The organism is Lelliottia jeotgali (genome assembly GCF_016771845.1).
Classification (GTDB): domain Bacteria; phylum Pseudomonadota; class Gammaproteobacteria; order Enterobacterales; family Enterobacteriaceae; genus Enterobacter; species Enterobacter jeotgali.
On record NZ_JAENMQ010000008.1, the window covers coordinates 1 to 18783 of the forward strand.

At 51.3% G+C, this 18783-nt stretch carries 15 protein-coding genes; 9 read left to right on the forward strand and 6 right to left on the reverse strand.

The genetic code is table 11. From position 1 onward, the window contains the following. The 6 genes from JBO43_RS14960 to JBO43_RS14985 form a co-directional block, all read right to left on the reverse strand. A partial coding sequence (locus JBO43_RS14960; RefSeq protein WP_237730074.1) for a PAAR-like domain-containing protein occupies positions 1 to 3082 on the reverse strand: 3082 nt, incomplete at its 3' end. After that, positions 3073 to 4263, reverse strand: a complete 1191-nt coding sequence (locus tag JBO43_RS14965) for a DUF2169 family type VI secretion system accessory protein (RefSeq protein ID WP_202674625.1) — start codon at positions 4261 to 4263, stop codon at positions 3073 to 3075. The genes JBO43_RS14965 and JBO43_RS14960, both read right to left, overlap by 10 nt. A 10-nt stretch (positions 4264 to 4273) precedes the next feature. Beyond that, complete coding sequence (gene tssI, locus JBO43_RS14970; RefSeq protein ID WP_202674626.1) at positions 4274 to 6265, reverse strand: type VI secretion system Vgr family protein; 1992 nt, start codon at positions 6263 to 6265, stop codon at positions 4274 to 4276. Positions 6266 to 6762: 497 nt separating this feature from the next. Beyond that, complete coding sequence (locus JBO43_RS14975; protein WP_202674627.1) at positions 6763 to 7524, reverse strand: DUF4225 domain-containing protein; 762 nt, start codon at positions 7522 to 7524, stop codon at positions 6763 to 6765. A gap of 251 nt (positions 7525 to 7775) precedes the next feature. Further along, positions 7776 to 8036 (reverse strand): hypothetical protein, encoded by a 261-nt coding sequence (locus tag JBO43_RS23005; protein WP_237730075.1) that lies wholly within the window; start codon positions 8034 to 8036, stop codon positions 7776 to 7778. Between the two features lie 333 nt (positions 8037 to 8369). Then, positions 8370 to 8888: an Hcp family type VI secretion system effector gene (locus JBO43_RS14985; protein WP_202674628.1), complete on the reverse strand. Its 519-nt coding sequence runs from the start codon at positions 8886 to 8888 to the stop codon at positions 8370 to 8372. Positions 8889 to 9535: 647 nt separating this feature from the next. Here JBO43_RS14985 and tssB point away from each other — a divergent pair. From tssB to icmH, 9 genes are read left to right on the forward strand one after another with little or no spacing between them, the layout of a single operon-like run. Beyond that, positions 9536 to 10036: a type VI secretion system contractile sheath small subunit gene (tssB, locus tag JBO43_RS14990; protein ID WP_202674629.1), complete on the forward strand. Its 501-nt coding sequence runs from the start codon at positions 9536 to 9538 to the stop codon at positions 10034 to 10036. A 20-nt stretch (positions 10037 to 10056) separates the two neighbouring features. After that, positions 10057 to 11541, forward strand: a complete 1485-nt coding sequence (tssC, locus tag JBO43_RS14995; RefSeq protein WP_202674630.1) for a type VI secretion system contractile sheath large subunit — start codon at positions 10057 to 10059, stop codon at positions 11539 to 11541. Positions 11542 to 11549: 8 nt separating this feature from the next. After that, entirely contained in the window at positions 11550 to 11969 is a 420-nt protein-coding gene (gene tssE / locus JBO43_RS15000; protein ID WP_202674694.1) for a type VI secretion system baseplate subunit TssE, read from the forward strand. 4 nt (positions 11970 to 11973) lie between these two features. After that, positions 11974 to 13797, forward strand: coding sequence for a type VI secretion system baseplate subunit TssF (gene tssF / locus JBO43_RS15005; protein WP_202674631.1), 1824 nt, complete (start codon positions 11974 to 11976; stop codon positions 13795 to 13797). Continuing rightward, on the forward strand, positions 13764 to 14807 hold the full coding sequence (tssG, locus tag JBO43_RS15010) for a type VI secretion system baseplate subunit TssG (protein ID WP_202674632.1): 1044 nt from the start codon (positions 13764 to 13766) through the stop codon (positions 14805 to 14807). Before tssF ends, tssG begins: the two co-directional genes overlap by 34 nt. A gap of 16 nt (positions 14808 to 14823) precedes the next feature. Beyond that, a complete protein-coding gene (gene tagH / locus JBO43_RS15015) occupies positions 14824 to 16110 on the forward strand; it encodes a type VI secretion system-associated FHA domain protein TagH (protein ID WP_331251899.1) in 1287 nt (428 codons plus the stop codon). Further along, entirely contained in the window at positions 16107 to 16631 is a 525-nt protein-coding gene (gene tssJ, locus JBO43_RS15020) for a type VI secretion system lipoprotein TssJ (RefSeq protein WP_202674634.1), read from the forward strand. Before tagH ends, tssJ begins: the two co-directional genes overlap by 4 nt. A 2-nt stretch (positions 16632 to 16633) precedes the next feature. After that, positions 16634 to 17977, forward strand: coding sequence for a type VI secretion system baseplate subunit TssK (gene tssK / locus JBO43_RS15025; protein WP_202674635.1), 1344 nt, complete (start codon positions 16634 to 16636; stop codon positions 17975 to 17977). Between the two features lie 43 nt (positions 17978 to 18020). Further along, on the forward strand, positions 18021 to 18776 hold the full coding sequence (gene icmH / locus JBO43_RS15030; RefSeq protein ID WP_202674695.1) for a type IVB secretion system protein IcmH/DotU: 756 nt from the start codon (positions 18021 to 18023) through the stop codon (positions 18774 to 18776). The last annotated feature ends 7 nt before the right edge of the window (positions 18777 to 18783 follow it).

The window sequence follows — 18783 nt, forward strand, 5'->3', positions numbered from 1 at the left end:
CGCGCAGCGAGTCGGATATCATCGTGAGGTTGAACGCTTTGTCGTACAGCCATTCCCGCGTCAGGATTTTGTTCCGGTCATGTGGCCCGGCGCTATGGTCCCCGGCTCTCTGCCTTGCCAGCATGCCGGCCGGTGTGTAGCCGTGTTGCTGGTAAAACCCGGCGTCACTGCAACGGGATATTTCCTGGCCGCGCAGGTCGTGCTCAAATGTGAGCGGGGCGTGGTCGTTAAGCTGCCAGGTTTTCAGTTCGCCCATTAACCCACGGGTGAAGCGCTCGGTGATGCCGCCGGTGGTACGCCGTGTGACGTAATCACGTTGTTCATCGTAGCCGTACTCGGTGCGCCTGCCGTTGAGGGTTTCGGCGGTGATACGCCCGGCATCATCGTACTCATACGTGACGGTGGCATCGTTATTTTTAGCCTCGACCAGGCGGCACAGAGTGTCATAGCGAAAAGACGTGGCGCTGAGGATGCGGTCACTGTCGCCGCGCGTGACCTCTTCATCGGTGAGCTGGTCGGTTACGTTATAGCGGCGGTTGAGATGCGTGCCATCCGGGAAGGTGGTGCGGATGCAGCGACCTGCGGCGTCGTATTCATAGCGCAGCGTGCGGCCGGTGAAGTCGGTTTCTGCGATAAGCTGCCCGGCTTTGTCGTATTCCAGCCGGTAGCGCTCACCTGCGGCACTGGTGACTTCTGTTAAACGGGTGAGTCTGTCGTAGCGACATGTCAGCTGTTCGCCGTCCGGGCGGATGACGGCGGCCAGCAGGTCAAAGGCACCGTATTCATATCGGGTGGTTTTCCCTTCACCATCGGTGAAGCTCTCCGGCAGTTTCTCGCTGTTCTGGCACATCAGTTCGCGCACGCCTTCGGGCCGATTGATTTCCTCAACGCTGCCCTGTGGCCCCGCGTGGGTTTTACTGTGACGGAACTGTGTGGTGAATCCCAGCGGGTCTTTCACACTCAGCAGGCGGCCGAGAAAATCGGTTTCGGTGTGAGTGACACCGCCATCAGGGGCCACGGTTTCCTGAATCTGGTGCAGGGCATCATGATGCCATACCCAGGTGGCGCCATTGGGCAGAATGTGGGTCAGCAGGTCGCCCTGTGTGCTGTGGCTGAACTGCTGTTTGCGGCCCTGCGGATCGGTGAGAGTGACCACGCTGCCGTTGTCGTCGTAGTCCCACAGCCACACCTGGTCGCCCGGGCCCCTCAGGCGGGTCAGCTGGCCGTTTTCGTTGTAGTCGTAATACAGACTGTATCCGCCCGGGAGAGCGACCTGACGGATGCCGCCTTCACGGTTGTAATCATATTTTGTGATGCGCCCGAGCGCGTCGGTGCGGGACTGAAGCCGGGTGTTGTCCCAGATGGAGTGCTCTTCGCGCCCCAGCGGGTCGATGCTGCGCGTGACGAGTCCGTCGTCGTTATACCAGAAGCGGGTTTCGCCACCTTCGGCGTCGAGATAAGTGGTGCAGTGCTCTTCGTCGTCATAGACGAAACGGTCGTCGTAATAGCCTTCCGTTGACAGCGTGCTGATGGCCCGACCCTGTGTGTCATAACGGATATCAACTCGGGTTTTATCGGTGTCCCGCCAGAAAGTCATATACCCTTCTGGTGAGTATTCATGCCATAAATGCGAGAACTGGAAGGTGTCACATTCGCTGAGAAACCCGTGCTCATCGTAATGGCAGGTGACCATGCGCTGGCGCTGCGGGGTGGCAAGGTCGATGTTCACAAGGCGGGACTGTTGCCAGACAAGTTCGAGCGTGTAGCCGTCGCTGTGGCGGATGCCCGTCAGCAAATCGTCGGTGTAAAGGAATTCAGCCCGATTGCCGTGGCGGTCGTGCAGGATACAGAGCCGCCAGATGCCATTTTGCGTTAGCGTAAACTGTTGCGTCTGCTGCGAACGGCGGTCGAGGACTGACAGCCCGTCGCTAAGACTTCCGGAAAGCCGGTAGTGGGCCTGACGGCCATTTACTGCATCACGGAAAATGCCGTCCTGCGGAATGGGATAATAGAGCACCACGCCTTCGGCATCAGTGAAGTGCAGATTATCACCGTGCAAGGACAGTGAGCATGACCACTCATCGCTCCATTTAGGACCGAAAATACCGCTGCCTTTTGCCTGTGAGCGATAAAAGCGGGAAATTGACAGGGGAAGTGAACCGGGCAGGGAAAGGACGCTGAAATGCTGGAGAAAATCACCGGTTCCGGCATCGACGGGTTCACCGGGTTTGGTGCAGATGCCGCTGAAAACACCTTTCCCTTCACCTTCCAGTACTTTGATTTTCCCACTGATATTGGCGCCGTCCATTGCTGCACTACCGACTGTTCTTAGCGCAAAGCCCATGACCAGACTTTGTGCTGCAGTCATCAATGCCCTGTTTTGAGGGGTATCCGCTGCATTATAGGTCTCGAGAGCCTCCCCCCCAATCTGTTCTGCCATGTTCCGTGCAGCTTCAGGAGCAGTGTGATAGTAACCGGACGAATAGAGCATTGCGCCAATGTCATGGCTGTTCATCACCCCGTCTGGCGTATGGTCAGTCGTAAAATCCTTAAAGGCTTCCCTGGCCTGCTCGTCGTCAGGCTGTGACTCCGCTTGTTTCCTGTAGTGATTTATCAGGCCATTAATGTAGCTTTGTTCGTCTGCTGTTTCGGGCACCACAGCCGGATCGGCCTGACTGGCGGGCACGCTAGCGGCAGGAGGCTGACCCAAAATAATCCCTGTTGTATTGCGGGCATTCATCCAGAATGCATCGTTGTGCCGCAGAACGGGTTTTCCCCCGACGTGAACGGTTGTGCTCGACTCCAGGGGTTCGCAAATATCTTCAACCGTTCCACTTTTAATTCCTTTCGCTACACCTGCTTTATCACCTTTAGTCGTGGGAATAAAACTTTGATTCAGCACCAGAACCGGGCAGTCGTTGGCCAATACAGTAGGTACCGTCAGTACTGAACTCACCATGTCGGCGGTTACCGGATAAGGGATGGGCACTACGGACGGTCCAATCGGGGTTTTACAGACATCCGGAGTGGTGCTGACGACCGTCCACGATGCGTCCTGACGAGCGATATAATTCAGCGCCATAATGATTCTCCTTCCATGCTGTAGCGCGCTTCCATTACCCGCACTGGCGAATTGGCTGGCAGCAAATAACGCCATGTCTGTGCTACCGTGAGAGCATCGGTATCAATGACTAATGTGTCGACCCACATATTCTGGGGTGCTAACGCCCCCGTATTCATCCGCAGCAAAATAACGGCCTGGTTTGCGGGCAGCGTGAAGGTGATGTCCCCACCAGGATGCAGCCCCTGGAGGGTGATTGTTGAACTGGGTTCAGGAAAGGGGATTTGCTGATTGCCCGGTGCGCTGTTCCAGTAACTAAAATTGAAATCTTCAGGCAGGTTGGGATGGCGGTTTTCCAGCCATTTCCGGTCATAAGTGCCGGCCAGCGGCAGACGCGGCAACCAGGTTCGGGTGATACAGCCAAAACCCGCAGGCTGAAATTGAGGCGCAGACCAGTCGGCTTTTCCGTCCAGGCAGGCAAAAAAATGATCAAGAGTGAACGGGCTGTCAGTGGCGATAATACGCGGCGCTTCTACCTGGTGAATGTCACAGGCTTTCAGGTACCACGGCTGTGTATAACCCAACCCCAGCGGATTCACTGCGCAGGCGATGTGTGCCACTGTCGGGTTATCCTGGTCAGGATGTTTGCTGAGCTGGGCCTCGGTAAGGCAGTATTGTTCAGGGATTCGGCTGGCATTTTTACTGTCAGCCACCACGCGACATTCGCCGCCAAAGGCATGGCGGTAATCCAGTGGCAGGGAGGTGAACGGCTCGGGTTCTGTTTCACTCCACTGGCCCGTGAGTGCATGACGCTGGTAAAAACGTTTACCCGTCACCCGTAATTTTTTGTCCAGAATGACTTCATCCGTGGGTGAACGCATCAGCACGCCCGCTGTCATTTCTGATACGGGGCCGCCGCCCGGTGTGTAAGCTGTTCCGTTGATGATGATGTCACAGGCGGGTTTAAAGGGGGCAAGGTCGCTTTCACGAAGCACAGGGGAGTTATTCATTTCCCCGACAAACTCATCCTCCACACACAAAGGTAATGGAGGATTTTCCATCAGTTGTGGCTGCCATTGTCCACTCTCATCCTGCTTAAGTTTGAAGCCGGTTTTCATGACAACGACACGATGGCGTTCATTATGTTTGTCATCCATGGCGTATTCCATTACTGAAAACGGCGTCAGATTACGAAATTCCATTTTTCACGCCTTAGTTAATGAGAACGTCTTTGCCTTTGATAGTGGCCGGACCGCTGGCCGTAAATTCAAATGCTGTCCCGGTAATAGTGACCTTCCCTCCAGCCTCCAGCGTGATAGAGCTGGCGCCACACTTCAGCTCGATTTTCTCGGCAGAATGGACGGTGGCGGCGTTCGTAACGTCGAGTGAGTAACTCTTGTTCACGGTGATTTGCTGATCCTTGATTACGGTTTCAGTATCATTCCCGGTGATAGTGGTCTCCTGATCGCCGCCAACGGTTTTCGTGCGATTCTCAGTGACATCTAGCGTCTGGTTGTTCTGCACGGTAATGGTTTGATCATTGGCAACGGTGACTTTCTGATCGTGCCCGCCTTCTTTTTTGCTGCCGACATTCACTGTCTGACCGACGATGACCGTAATCGCCTGATTGTTCTTCACTGTTTCAGTGTGATCGTGGTCTACCGTCGTCTTCCGGTCATGCAACACCTCGGTTTCCATGTCCTTCTGGGCATGGATGTAGACCTGCTCTTTGCCGGTCGCATCTTCAAAACGAAGCTCGTTAAACCCGCTGCCCATGTACGTTTTCGAGCGGATGGTCATCTGCGTTTTTGTGCCAGGCAGGCCACCGGGGGAGGTGTTATCCGCGTGATAGGTGCGCCCCATAATGATGGGCTGGTCCGGGTCGCCGTTGAGGAAATCGACAATCACTTCCTGGTTGATGCGCGGAATAGCCAGGTTGCCAAATCCTGCGCCTGCCCACGCCTGCGATACCCGCACCCAGCAGGAACTGCTCTCATCTTTAGGGTTATACCTGTCCCAGTGAAACTGCACACGTACGCGGCCATGCTCGTCGCAGAAGATTTCCTCTCCTGCAGGGCCAGTGACGATGGCGCTTTGTGGGCCGTCGACTTTGGGTTTGGGGAGGGGTTTAGCTCTCCAGGTGCGGTCTGCCGGGATGACGGAAAATTGATTATTCAATGTGGTACCCGTGCCCGAGTTTCCGTGCAATGCCTGAGGTTGCTGCCCTACAATAGTGCTCCGCACAACCTGCCATTCTCGGTTAAGCGTTTCTTGCGGATGATTTTCAAGCGCAAAGCTGGAACCTGGCCATAGTTTGGGGGAGTTGCTGAGACCGTAGGCCGTCTCTGCGTTGTTACGTAAACCATCCATCTGATAACGGGAAAAATCCTGACCGTGCTGCTCATCTTTGAAACGCCCCGGATAGTCATAGATTTCATACTGTGTGAGTTGATTATTCAGATTCTCGCCGTGCTGGGTAAATGTGCCGTTCCAGCCGGGTACTTTGAATGTAAAATCTTTACTCAGAACTGATGAAGGGCGTACTCCTGCGTCATAATGGAATTCACTTATGCATTCACGACTCACTTCAGTCGTTATATTTGGGTTGAAGATCATCGTATCAATGAGTGAAGACAGGCTGGCCACGTCATCACACAGCATCAGTTTCTGGTTTGGGCCGCCAGGGAAGTGTTTGTCATAAAAGAAGATGCCTTCTTCAGCCCAGAGACGTGATAAAAATGCCAGATCGGTTTCGCCGTACTGCACGCAAAATTCACGGGAAGTGTGACTGGCATTAAAAGATGGGGCCCAGTCACTAATCCCGCTTTCATTCAGAAGCGTTGCAGAGATCGTCTGGATATCTTGCTGTTGAAAGATGCGGAAATTCTGTCGCAGGCCGCAGCGCCAGAGAGGGGGCTGGATACAAAAACGATACTGCATTTGCCAGCGATTATTTTCCTTCATTCCAAAACTGGAGACTACACCAGTGACATAGCGAAGAGCCTTTGGGCCTTGCCAAATGGTTAGTGTCGCTTTTTTTTCTAATAAATTATGCGCTTCTTGGTTAAAGGATTTACTCGCTACATCAACATCTAATACAAATGGAAATGAGAGTCTCTGCTTTAACCAGAAACTGACTACAGCGAATGTATCAGATGACTGACCATCCACATCTAGCGTAAATCGAAGTCCTTTCAATGGCATATATTTATCCTTAAGAGAAATAAAATATTAGTGAATGATTCGGCAATGGATTAATTAAGTTGGAAACATTATGGGGTTGTGATTTTTTTGAGTGTGAAGTGGTTTTTTATATTTTAGATTTTTAAATTGTTTATTTTGAGAATGATGACAGACAATCTGTATTGCTAGAAATAGTGGTGTTTCCTATGAGTGAAGTTTTCTTGCGATAATGTAGGGTAATGAACTTAACCATGCTAAACCGAATGAAATGTAATAAAGTGGAATGTTGTTATCAATATAGATATCCACAAAAGGTATTCTTCCAAAATTAAACACATAGAAATGGAATAATGGTAATGCCAATGATGTTATGATCGCGTAAAGGTGGGATGCAGGGTTTTCAGATTTTAATATTTTATTTACAATGGTGAAATTAATATGCAATCCGAGCAGTGAGAAAGCAATGTATAAGAGATTTGTTTTATTCCCAAGCGCCTCGAAAACAAAATCAATGATCATTAATATCCTCTCCATTGTCCTACTACTGTATTCAGGTCGCCGACTATCTCAATAAATAAATCACCCGGCCCCATTAGAGTTACTCCCATTTTCTTCATACCCCAAAGCAGATCTGCATTGATATAACGGTAGAGTCTTTGTGCATCCTCAGTCAATTTATATTCGAGTAAACCATTTATTGACAGAGCAACATCTACAAAAGTATAAAAAATATCAGAATCTCTAGCATCCAAGCCAAATAGCTCTCCCAATCCCTCATAAACAAAACGTAAGGGGCCGGTGCAAGTTTGCCGATAAAGCAAATAATAGCCATTCTCAATAAGATTGTTGATCCCATGAGCTGTCAATAATGCTCCTGGAATCATCCCTGCACCTGTGCCAATCATTCCAATTCCAGAGACAACCTGTAATCCTCCGGCAATAAATCCAGCACCAGCGATGAACAGGTCAACATTTATGGTTTCCCTTCCACCGCTTCCTCTGGTCCTCTCATGATATGTTGGGTGAAGGAGAATAACCTGTTTAACCTGGCTTTTAGATAATTCATCATCCTGCCTTCTCAGGGATGTAATTTCAAGATCAATAGCTTCGATGGCTTCGCGTTCAGTTAAGTTTCCCGAAAATACATTCGAATTTATTTGCGATGAGTAATTAATCACTTCACTGATAAATTGGTCTTTGGCAAGACTCCATTCCATGTATTTGCTTGCGACACAATTCATTATTTGTATAAGTTCATTTTGCTTTACAGCCAGATTCATGATGATTTATCTCGTTTTTATTTTTTAGAGGCCGCAGTATCCAGACATTTCTACCTTCATTTGACTATTGTTTTTCTATAATGATCGCGAATTTAGTGTCATATCCTTCTTCATTCATTTCTATTTTTTTAATGGGTTTAGTAGTATTGTAATAACAATTCCGCCCCCCCCCCCTGAAAAATGGAAGTGTTATTATTTTATGATATCTGTTTTAATGTGGTTAAAGTTCCATTCAATTTCATAATGGCTGACTATGTACACTCTTTCCCACCTACTGGGCAAATTGCGCCTTCGACACGGTTATAGAAATTCTCCTTCTTATTATCAGCAAGGCGCAATGTACAAGTGGAGTGTTTCAAATCAGGAATCTCATTATCAGCAATCTCACCAACGTCGAAACTATTATTGTTAAGTCCATCTAACGGTATGCTACCAGGTTCAGTTGCAATACAACCAACAACGCCAGATAACATCATGGTTAAAATAAATAGAATATTTTTAATCATTTTCATAAACAGCTCGAAGGTCAAAATCCGGGAAGATTATTTTTCCAGACACTCAGATATTGTGTTGGAACAGTCTCGCTGGTATCTCTTCTGTGTTCCCCTGCACGTGTTGAAAGATCTCCTTGCTAAACGCTCTTTCCTTGAGCAAGTTTACGAACATGATGACTTGAAATACTTTGTTCATTTTTGCTCATAATATGTTTTTCTCAGACACGCTACCGCCGAAGTCTCCGGCATCCGCCATCTCCCATAAAACGTCACCTATTAACAACGCTCTTTTTCTACTGCACGATACAAAAACAGCATCCAGCCCTATGGGCTGGATGCTGTTGGTTTAACTTATGCTTCCAGTGGTGCACGCCAGTCATCGGCACCTGAGGTACCTGACTTCACGTGCTCCCACTCGATTTTACGGTATGCGAGAGAGACCTGAATTAATTGGGTAAATTCGCGCTTTTCCGTGTCCTGACAGTGTGGCATGTTGCAGTCGATATCCACGATGGTGGAGTCGGTCAGGCGGGTGGTAAAGAAGTGTTCTTGCTTACCCTCAATGGAGGTACGCCACCAGTGAAGTTCAGTGGTTGGTAACATCTCGCCGGACGCCAGTGCGTTATAGAGCAGCGGTACGGCTTTGTTCAGCGCCACGGTAAAAATGAATGGCTTGTGAGCGCGCTGGCCAGATGGCTGTCCAGACTGCGGATCCGTAGGGACTGTCACGTTGTGATGAAATTCCTGTACTAGCATTTCATCTTCGTGACCCTGCACATAGATGTTGCCAACCGACGGTGCGGTAAATGCACCTGCGGTAATATTTCCCTGGGTCTGACCCGTGATTGAGATGTAACACGGTGTAGGCATTTTCAAACTCCTTGTTAATGTTTCAATGACTGCTGATGATCACCTGCCGTTTATCCTCGACAGGTAAATAGCGAAACGACTCATTCCTGAAGTTTTCAGTTTCTGCATCCCGGTTACTGGCTATGAGAAGAAATAGTCGCCGTTAAATAATTTTCAGTCACTTTTAAATGCCCATCATGAATATATGAGTTAACGGTATATATAATCCGTAGTTATAGTTTGTCATGATAAACCCAATGGGCGAGACTGAATCATAGAAAATATCGTGTCAATCTCTTTGTGTATTTTTCCGCTGATGATGTATGAGAGATTCCTTAAATTGATATCTGCGACATGAATATATAAGTCTGCAATTATCAAATAAAATTATGAAGTTATTACATCTGCATTTTAATCAATGGGTTGTGCGATTGCCTTTGGGTTGTCCACGGCTTTTAAATCGTTTATAACACGCATTTTATATCTGACAAATAGCCATTGCTTATCCGGAATCGAAGTATTTTTGCTATGTTGTATTCGCGTAGGATGTGAGTTGATAAAGGCATTCTTATTTCATTAACCGCCACTGCGGCGGCATTTCCGGTGTGTTTCGTGGTACGGAATGTGCTGCATTGATGGCCTGGTCAATTACCTGAAGGACTATTTGTATGAGCAGCCAAAAAAATGACGGCAGCATTGCTCCACGGGAGCGCGTCAATATTAAATTTACTCCTAAGACAGGCTCCCAGACTGCGGAGGTTGAGTTACCCCTTAATCTGCTGGTTACCGGTAATCTGACGGGTATTGTGGATGATACACCGCTGGATGAACGCCATCCTATTGCCATCAATCGTAATAATTTCAACGCAGTACTGGAGCAGGCGGATATTGGCCGTAATTTCGCAGTTACTTCCATACTCAATGAAAGTCCGGATGCAAACATGAGCATCAATCTGAAAGTGAAATCGCTGGCTGATCTGGCGCCCGACAATATTGCCGCCCAGATACCAGAAATGCGAAAGATGCTGGAATTACGTGAAGCACTGGTCGCATTGCGTGGGCCGATGGGCAATATCCCTGCCTTTCGGGCACAGCTGAAGGCATTGTTGGATAACGAAGCTAGCCGTGAGCAGTTGATTACGGAATTAGGCATCGCAGGTCGGAAATAACTTTGTACAAGGATTTCACTATGTCAGATATCACACTACCTGAAGCGGCAGCTTCTATCGCACAGGTCGCAGCGCCCACATTACTTGATGACATCATGGCGCAGACTCGTTTTAAACCTGAATCAGAAAGCTACGATATCGCTCGCCAGGGGGTAACAGCCTTTATTACTGCGCTGCTGCAAAATGACGAAGAGGTTGAGTCTGTCGATATTCTGGCGGTCAACGGCATGATTGCAGACATAGACACGCGTATGAGCCGTCAAATGGACTTGATCCTGCATGCGCCGGAATTTCAGGAACTGGAATCTTTCCTGCGTTCCCTCAAACTGCTGGTAGATCATGCCGATCCACGTGAAAACATCAAAATCCACCTGCTGCACGTGACGAAAGAAGAACTTCTGGATGATTTCTCGTTTGCTCCTGAAATCACTCAATCCGGATTTTATCGCCACGTTTACTCCAGCGGTTTCGGGCAGTTCGGCGGTGAACCTGTCGCCGCAGTTATTGGCAATTACAGTTTCGACAATACGACGGCTGATATGAAGCTGCTGCAGCACGTTAGTGCCGTCAGTGCGATGGCCCATAGCCCGTTCCTCTCTTCAGTATCTCCGGCATTTTTCGGACTGGACTCTTTTACCGAGCTGCCCGGCATTAAAGACGTTGCCGCTATCTTTGAAGGTCCGGCTTACACCAAATGGCGTTCGCTACGCGAATCGGAAGATGCCCGAAATCTTGGTCTGACAGCGCCGCGTTTTTTACTGCGTCACCCCTATGTTCCGCATGAAAACCCAATAAAAAGTTTTAACTATCATGAGGATGTCAGTAAGAGCCACGATCATTATCTGTGGGGGAATACTGCGTTTCTTCTGGCTGCCAATATGGCCGAAAGCTTCATGTCGACCCGCTGGTGCCCGAATATTGTCGGCCCACAAAGCGGTGGGGCTGTGAAGGATTTGCCGGTGCATCTGTATGAGGCGATGGGACAGCTTCAGGCAAAAGTGCCGACCGAAATTCTCATCACCGATCGCCGGGAGTACGAGCTGGCGGAGCAGGGATTCATTACGTTAACCATGCGTAAGGGCTCTGATAACGCAGCCTTTTTCTCAGCAAACTCAGTCCAGAAACCAAAGGTTTTCCCGAACACAGTGGAAGGGAAGGAGGCAGAGACCAATTACAAACTAGGTACTCAACTGCCTTATCTCTTTGTTATCAATCGATTAGCGCATTACATCAAAGTGCTTCAACGTGAACAGCTTGGTTCATGGAAAGAGCGCGGCGATCTGGAGCGCGAGCTGAATACCTGGATTCGCCAATATGTCGCAGACCAAGAGAATCCACCTTCTGAAGTCCGCAGTCGCAAACCGCTGCGTCAGGCGAAAATCGAAGTCTCAGATGTCGATGGCGAACCGGGCTGGTACCAGGTTGCACTGAGCGTCCGTCCGCATTTCAAATATATGGGCGCGTCGTTTGAATTGTCTTTAGTCGGACGTTTAGACAGGGAATAAGCGCCATGATAACGGAGCGGGAGTCCGGAAGCAGTTTGTTTGAGCGCATTCGCGAGGCGGCGATTACGCCTTCGCAGCAGCGCTCAAAGGCGGCGCTGTTGCGCTCTGTGCGCGAGACGCTGCGCAACGTACTCAATACCCGTTCCGGTAGCTGTTATGGTTCGCCAGAGTTGGGGATTGATGATTTTAACGATCAATCCCCTGATTCCATGAACATACGAGACTGGATGGTTCAGGCTATCAGGGAGTGTATTTTGGGTTACGAACCTCGGATTTCGGATGTGTCCGTTGCTGCCGTTGCAGAAGACGCCAGTATGCCGCTGGAGCTGCGTTTTCATATTGTGGCAACGATAGATTTTAGCAACAGCCGGGATGTTCTGGAATTTGACATCCTGCTGGATAACCACCGTCAATGGCGCGTGGAGTAATCCTATGGCCTTCGAAGAGCGTTACTACCGCGAAGAGCTGGATTATCTGCGCCAGCTTGGCAAATTACTGGCACATGAGAAACCTTATCTGGCCCGTTTCCTGGCGGAGAAAGAGGGCGATCCGGATGTGGAGCGGCTATTGGAAGCCTTTGCCTTTCTCTCCGGTGGCCTGCGGCAAAAGCTGGAGGATGAGTTTCCTGAATTTACGCATGGCATCATCAATATGCTGTGGCCTAACTACCTGCGCCCGGTTCCGGCAATGACCGTGATTGAATATCAACCGCGAAAAGAGCTGAAGTCCATTGTTCAGGTTTGCCGCGATGAGCTCGTGAAGACGCGGACCGGAAGCCATGCTCAGAGTTTCGGTCAGGGAGCGTTGCTCGGGGATAATACCCGAGTTGCGCCGCCTGTTTGCCACTTCACACTTGCGCGTGATATCTGGCTGCAGCCGCTTTCGGTTCGGGAGGTGAGGAACAGCAGTAGCCTCAAATCAGGGATCATTGAAATTGACCTATCGACCGAGGATAACGTTCCTCCCAATGCGCTGGATCTCAATAAGCTCACCTTTTGGTTGGGTAACGAGGATGACTATACCCGACATCAGCTCTACCTGTGGTTCAATGAACATCTGATGGATGCCGAACTGGTTGCCGGTGACCGCCGTTTAGCGCTGCCGGAACTCAGGCTTGAAGCCGCAGGATTCGAACCAACAGATGCATTGCTGCCGTGGCCGAAAAACGTTCATAATGGGTATCGCGTGCTGCAGGAATATTTCTGTTACCCGGAGAGTTTTTTCTTCTTCCATCTGCGGGATGCTGCACCATTGCCGGAAGATTTTCCGGTTAGCGCCTTTACGCTGCGCCTGCATTTTAATCTGCCGCTGCCCGCAGACATCAAACTTCGAAAGAATTCTCTGCGGCTCTACTGTACGCCGGCAGTAAATCTGTTCCCTCAACATTCCGAGCCCGTCAGACCGGATGGCACTGCGCCACATTACCCGCTTTCTGCCAGTCAGCAGCATCCGGAATCCTGCGATATCTTCCAGATAAAAGCGGTATCCAGCAAAGTGAATGAAAGCGGGCAGGGCCAGAAATTCCGTGTCTGGCCAGAGTTCGAAGGGTTTCAGCATCAGATTGAGTACAGTCGTCAGCGGGAGGTGATCTACTGGCACCACCGGACAAAGACCTCGCTGTTCCATTCTGGTCTGGATCACTCCATCGCCTTTGTCCACGCCGATGGCGATATGCCGGAGCGATCCCATCTTAACGGTGAAATATTCACAGCCTCAATGGTGTGCACAAACCGGATGTTGCCCGCCTCTCTGCACTCTGGAGATATCTGCGAGGCGGTCAACAAAAATCCAGCGGTCGCCTCCTTTAGCAACGTTATGCGTCCGACCCGTCCCCTGTATCCGATGACGGACGGCAATATGCACTGGTCGCTCATCTCCTGCATGAACCTAAACTATCTCTCCCTGCTCGACAGGGAAGCGTTGATTCAGGTGCTGCACACTTTTGATCTGCCCGGGATACACCATCCGCAGCAGGCCAGGCTTTCCTCGCAAAAGCTGGATGCCATCGAAAAGATGGAATCTTGTCCAGTTGATCGCCTATTTAAAGGCGTACCGGTTCGCGGTCTGTCCACAACGCTGTGGATAAACCCCGCCCCTTTTGTCTGTGAAGGTGAGATCTATCTGCTGGGGACGGTCTTGTCATACTTTTTCGCCCTGTATGCCAGCATCAATTCGTTTCACTGCCTCAGAATTATTAACACCGAAAGTCAGGAGTCCTGGGAATGGCAACATACCGGCCAGCACGCCCTGATGTAAGAGAAAAGGCGCCACTCCCGGATGTGCGCGGGACGAATTTTTTTGTGCTGATGGACTCGTTGTACCGCCGTTATGGCGGCGCCGAGCGGGAGCCATCTTTACGCACTGACCCTGAGCAGGAAGTGGCACTGTTCAAATCTGATGCCAGCATTGCTTTTCCAGGCAGCGACCTGAGCTGGCTTGCGCGCAGTGATGCGGGGCAGTTTATTCTGACCACCCAATTTCTCGGGTTCTCCGGCAGTCAGTCGCCGTTGCCCGGTTACTACCTGGACAGGATGGCGCAAGAATCTGCCCAGAATGAAGAGGGGCTGAAAGAGTTCCTCGATCTGTTTAGCCACCGCTGGACGCAGTTTGCCTACCATGCCTGGCGTAAATACCGCTATCACATCTGTTTTCGCAATGGCGGTACTGATGCTTTTTCGCAGCGGATGTATGCCTTGGTTGGGCTGGGTAACGCCAGTGTGCGGGGCAGACTCGCCATCAACCACAGCAAGATGCTGGCTTATGCCGGGATACTTGCGACGCCAGGGCGATCGCCGGATGTAGTGTGCAATCTGGTTTCCCACTGTTTCGATCTGCCTGAGGTCAGCATTGAGAGCTGGCAACTGCGCAAAGTGCCGATTGACCCCGCTCAGCAGAACCGGCTTGGCGTAAGAAACCCAAAAAATAAAACTTCCGGATATGTTCCGGGGCGCTCAGTAGTAGGCGTGAATTTTACCCTCGGTGCCCGAGTGTCCGATCGTAGCGGGAAATTTTTGCTGCGGATCAGCAATCTTTCCATGGCGCGTTATCTCTCATTCTTACCGGACGGTGAGCACCACCAGGCGCTAACCATGTTCGTTTCCTTCTTGCTTCGCGATCAATTTGCCTGGGATCTCCGGTTGGATCTGGCTCCAGAGCAGGCGAAAGGAATGCGGCTGGGAGACGTTTCCCGATCCTGTATCGGGCGAACGGCATTTATCGGAGAACCGAAAATGCCGCCATCCGTCACCCTCCACATCAGGGATTAATTTTATGGAATCGCATATGACTGAGGAAAAAACATCGTCCTCCGCACTGTCACTTACGTTGCAGGTGATGAACGGTAACGAACTGGAAAGTGGCCGAGCCGCAAAATGCCTGTTTTCAGCGGCAGGCGGTGATATCGGCCATGCCGCGGCGTGCCACTGGGCGGTGCAGGATCGGGCTGGGTCAGTTGCCGGTCGCGCATGCGAGATTGTTTTGCATGACGGTACTTTCTGCCTGCGCAGCCTGATGCCGGGGCTGATGATCAACCTGGCCCCGGTGTCCGTAGACGCCGGGCTGGTACGCCTGCGTCAAGGGGATGAGATTGGGCTAGGGGCGCTGGCGCTGAAGGTCTTTATCCATCAGGGAAAACTGGTCAGTTACAGCGAGCAAATGGCTGCCCCTGAAACCATCGTCACCAATCGCGATCGTCTGGCGGATGCGCTGTTGACCACCGACGGGCAGCCTGCTTATCCGGGAATGCCTCACAGACACCAGCTCGCGGATACCGTAGTTAATGGTTTTTCCACCGATCCGCTCCAGGCATTACAAACGGAAAGCCTGACGACGGCGGGTGGCCTGCTCTCTGGCGCCCCTGCCGTCCCGCAATCTTCTCCCGCCAGCAATAGTGGAATCGATAATCAATATATGGATTTGCCGCCAATGTATGCCGACCCTCATGACAGCCGTAGTGAAGATGCTTCTCCGGCGGAAATGGCGCATCGCCATCTTGCTGTCACCCCCTTGCTGCGCGGTTTGGGAAGTTCGCTTGTGGTACGCAATTCTCAGGAAGCCGATGATTTTCTGGAGGAGAGTGGGCGGACGCTGCAGGCGGCAATAAAAGGACTGCTTGATCTGCAGCATCAACGTAACAGCCTGTCAGATAAGCATTTACGCCCGCTGGAAGATAACCCGCTGCGTCTGAATATGGACTACGCCACTGCGCTGGATGTGATGTTCGCCGAAGGTAAAAGTCCAGTCCACCTTGCGGCGCCTGCGGCAGTCAAAGAGAGCCTGCGCAATATCCGCCACCATGAGGAGGCCAACCGGGCAGCGATTGTCGAGTCTTTACGCGTTTTGCTGGATGCTTTCTCACCCCAGAGCCTGATGCGCCGTTTTGTGCAGTATCGCCGCAGCCATGAGCTGCGCCAGCGGCTGGATGATGCCGGGGCATGGCAGATGTACAGCCACTATTACGACGAACTGGCGTCGAGCCGTCAGCAGGGTTTTGAAATGCTGTTTAACGAAGTCTATGCCCAGGTTTATGACCGGGTGCTGCGAGAGAATCAACGGGAGTCGGAAGCATGAACACAAGGGCGTTTCTGGCCTGCGTTCTGATGAGCGCGCTGTTAACCGGCTGCGAAACGGCGAAGAAACTCGGCCAGGTGATCAGTAACCCAGATATTCAGGTCGGTAAACAGGCTGAACAACCTTCTGAAGTGACCGCCACGTTGTTGACGGAGCCGGACACCAACACCAATGCGGATGGTGAAGCCGCTCCCGTAGACGTACAAATGGTTTTTATGAGCGACGACTCGAAATTACAGGCCGCCGATTATGACCAGATATCCAGTACACCGCTGCCGGATGTGCTGGGAAAAAACTATATCGATCACCAGGATTTCAGTCTGCTGCCGGACACGATCAAAACCCTGCCGCCGGTAAAACTGGACGAAAAAACGCAGTTTATTGGCATTGTGGCGTACTTCTCAGACGACCAGTCCACCCAGTGGAAACAGATCGAACCGGTGGAAGGTACGGGCCACCACTACCGTGTGTTGGTGCATGTCCGACAGGGAAGCATCGAAATGAAAAAAGAGGATGACTGATTATGGCGACGACGAAAAATAAGGTGATCTGGCAGGAGGGGCTATTCGCTCAGCCACAGCATTTCCAGCAGCAGCAGCGCAATCAGGAATACCTGCTGAACCAGCGTGTCAACGCGCAAGGGGATTTTGTCTGGGGATTTATAACGCTGTCAGTCAATACCGAACTGCTGGCCCAGGGGAAACTGATGCTCGATCACGCGGCGGGCTGTATGCCTGATGGCACCGTGTTTAGCATTCCAGAGCAGGATCAACTTCCCGCACCGTACCAACCCGTTGATCTGGCAAAGCCCGGCAGCCATGATATCTATCTGGCGTTGCCGGTTATTAGCGATATCACCTGTGAAATTGAGGGCCGCCGGAGCGCAGGGCAGGGGACGGAGCGTTACAGCCTGACATGCAGTGATATTCGCGATCTGCACTCTGACGAGGGTGATGTGCAGCAGCTTGTTTTGGGCCAACTGGCACCCAAAATTGTCAGCGGCGCAGACGATCTGAGCGCGCTGGTCACGCTTCCCCTGTGTCGCATTCGCAGCCAGCTGCCAAATGGCGCGCTGGTACTGGACGATCAATTTATCCCCACCTGTCAGGCCATCCGGGTCAGCCAGGTGCTAAACGGGTTTGCGGGCGACGTTCAGGGGCTCATCAGTAATCGTGCCAGCGAACTGGCAAAACGCATTGGTTCGCCGGAGCAGAGCGGTATTGCCGACGTGGCAGAATTTATGATGCTGCAGATGCTGAACCGCAATCAGATGCATTTCACTCATCGCACCCATCTGCATACCTTGCACCCAGAATCCTTTTATCTGGATTTGGTCTGTCTGCTGGGTGAATTGATGACGTTTACCGAAAACAGTCGTCTGCCCTGTCCTGTTGAAGTTTACAACCATCGCGACCTCACTCAGTCCTTCAAAACGGTGATTCCCGAACTGCGCCGTGCGCTCAATACGGTGCTGATGCCACGGGCGCAGAACCTGCCGCTGATCTTTTCCGATGGTGTGTATATCGCCACGGTCAACGATCCGACGCTGCTGCAATCTGGCTCCTTTGTGCTGGCCGTCCGCGCGCGAATGCCGCAGAACCAAATTATTCTCCAGTTCACTCAGCAGTCGAAAATCGCCGCAACGGACAAGATCCGTAACGTGGTTAGCGTCCAGGTTCCTGGCGTACCGCTCACCCCACGTACCGCCGCACCGCGTCAGCTTCCTTACCATGACGGCTACGTCTATTTCGATCTGGATAAAGGGGCTGGAGCCTGGCAGGACGTGGTGAAAGCTGGGGCGATGGCGCTGCATATTTCCGGCACCTTCCCGGAATTGGATATGCAGCTTTGGGCGATAAGGGGTTAAGGCAATGAGTGATCATCCAGTGCCTTATTCCAGCCCGTCGGCGATGAATCCTCCGGGCAACTTTTCTGATGAAACCGCAGGTGAAACGTCCCGCCGCGAGTACCGGCTTGCCCTGCGCGGTGGCAGCCTCAACCCGATGATCGATGCCGCAACGCCGCTGTTAGGGATGGTCATGCGCGTGGCGGTGATGAACAGCCAGTCAATGCCTGAACATCTGTTTTCCAGAGTCGTCACGGATGTGCAGGCCGTGGAGCAACTGCTTCAGGAGCAGGGTTACGAGCCAGGCGTGATTGTCTCCTTCCGCTATGTCCTCTGTACTTTTATCGATGAGGCAGCGCTTGGCAACGGGTGGTCGAATAAAAACGAGTGGATCAAACAGTCCTTACTGGTGCATTTCCACAATGAAGCCTGGGGCGGTGAGAAGGTGTTCATTCTGCTCGAACGCCTGATGCGTGAGCCGAAACGTTACCAGGATTTACTCGAATTTTTGTACCTCTGTTTCTCCCTCGGCTTTCGCGGGCGCTACAAGGTTTCGGTCCCGAATCAGAACGAATTTGAGCAGATCTACCGTCGTCTGTACCACGTACTGCACCAGCTGCGCGGTGATGCGCCTTTTCCTCTTCTGCATCAGGACAAAAAAACGAAAGGCGGGCGTTACCACTTAATAAATCGCCTGACCATCAAGCATGTATTTTTCGGCGGCGTGATCGTGTTAGCGCTGTTTTATCTCTTTTATCTGCTGCGCCTGGACAGCCAGACGCAGGACATTCTGCATCAGTTGAATAAATTACTGCGATAAGGACGTT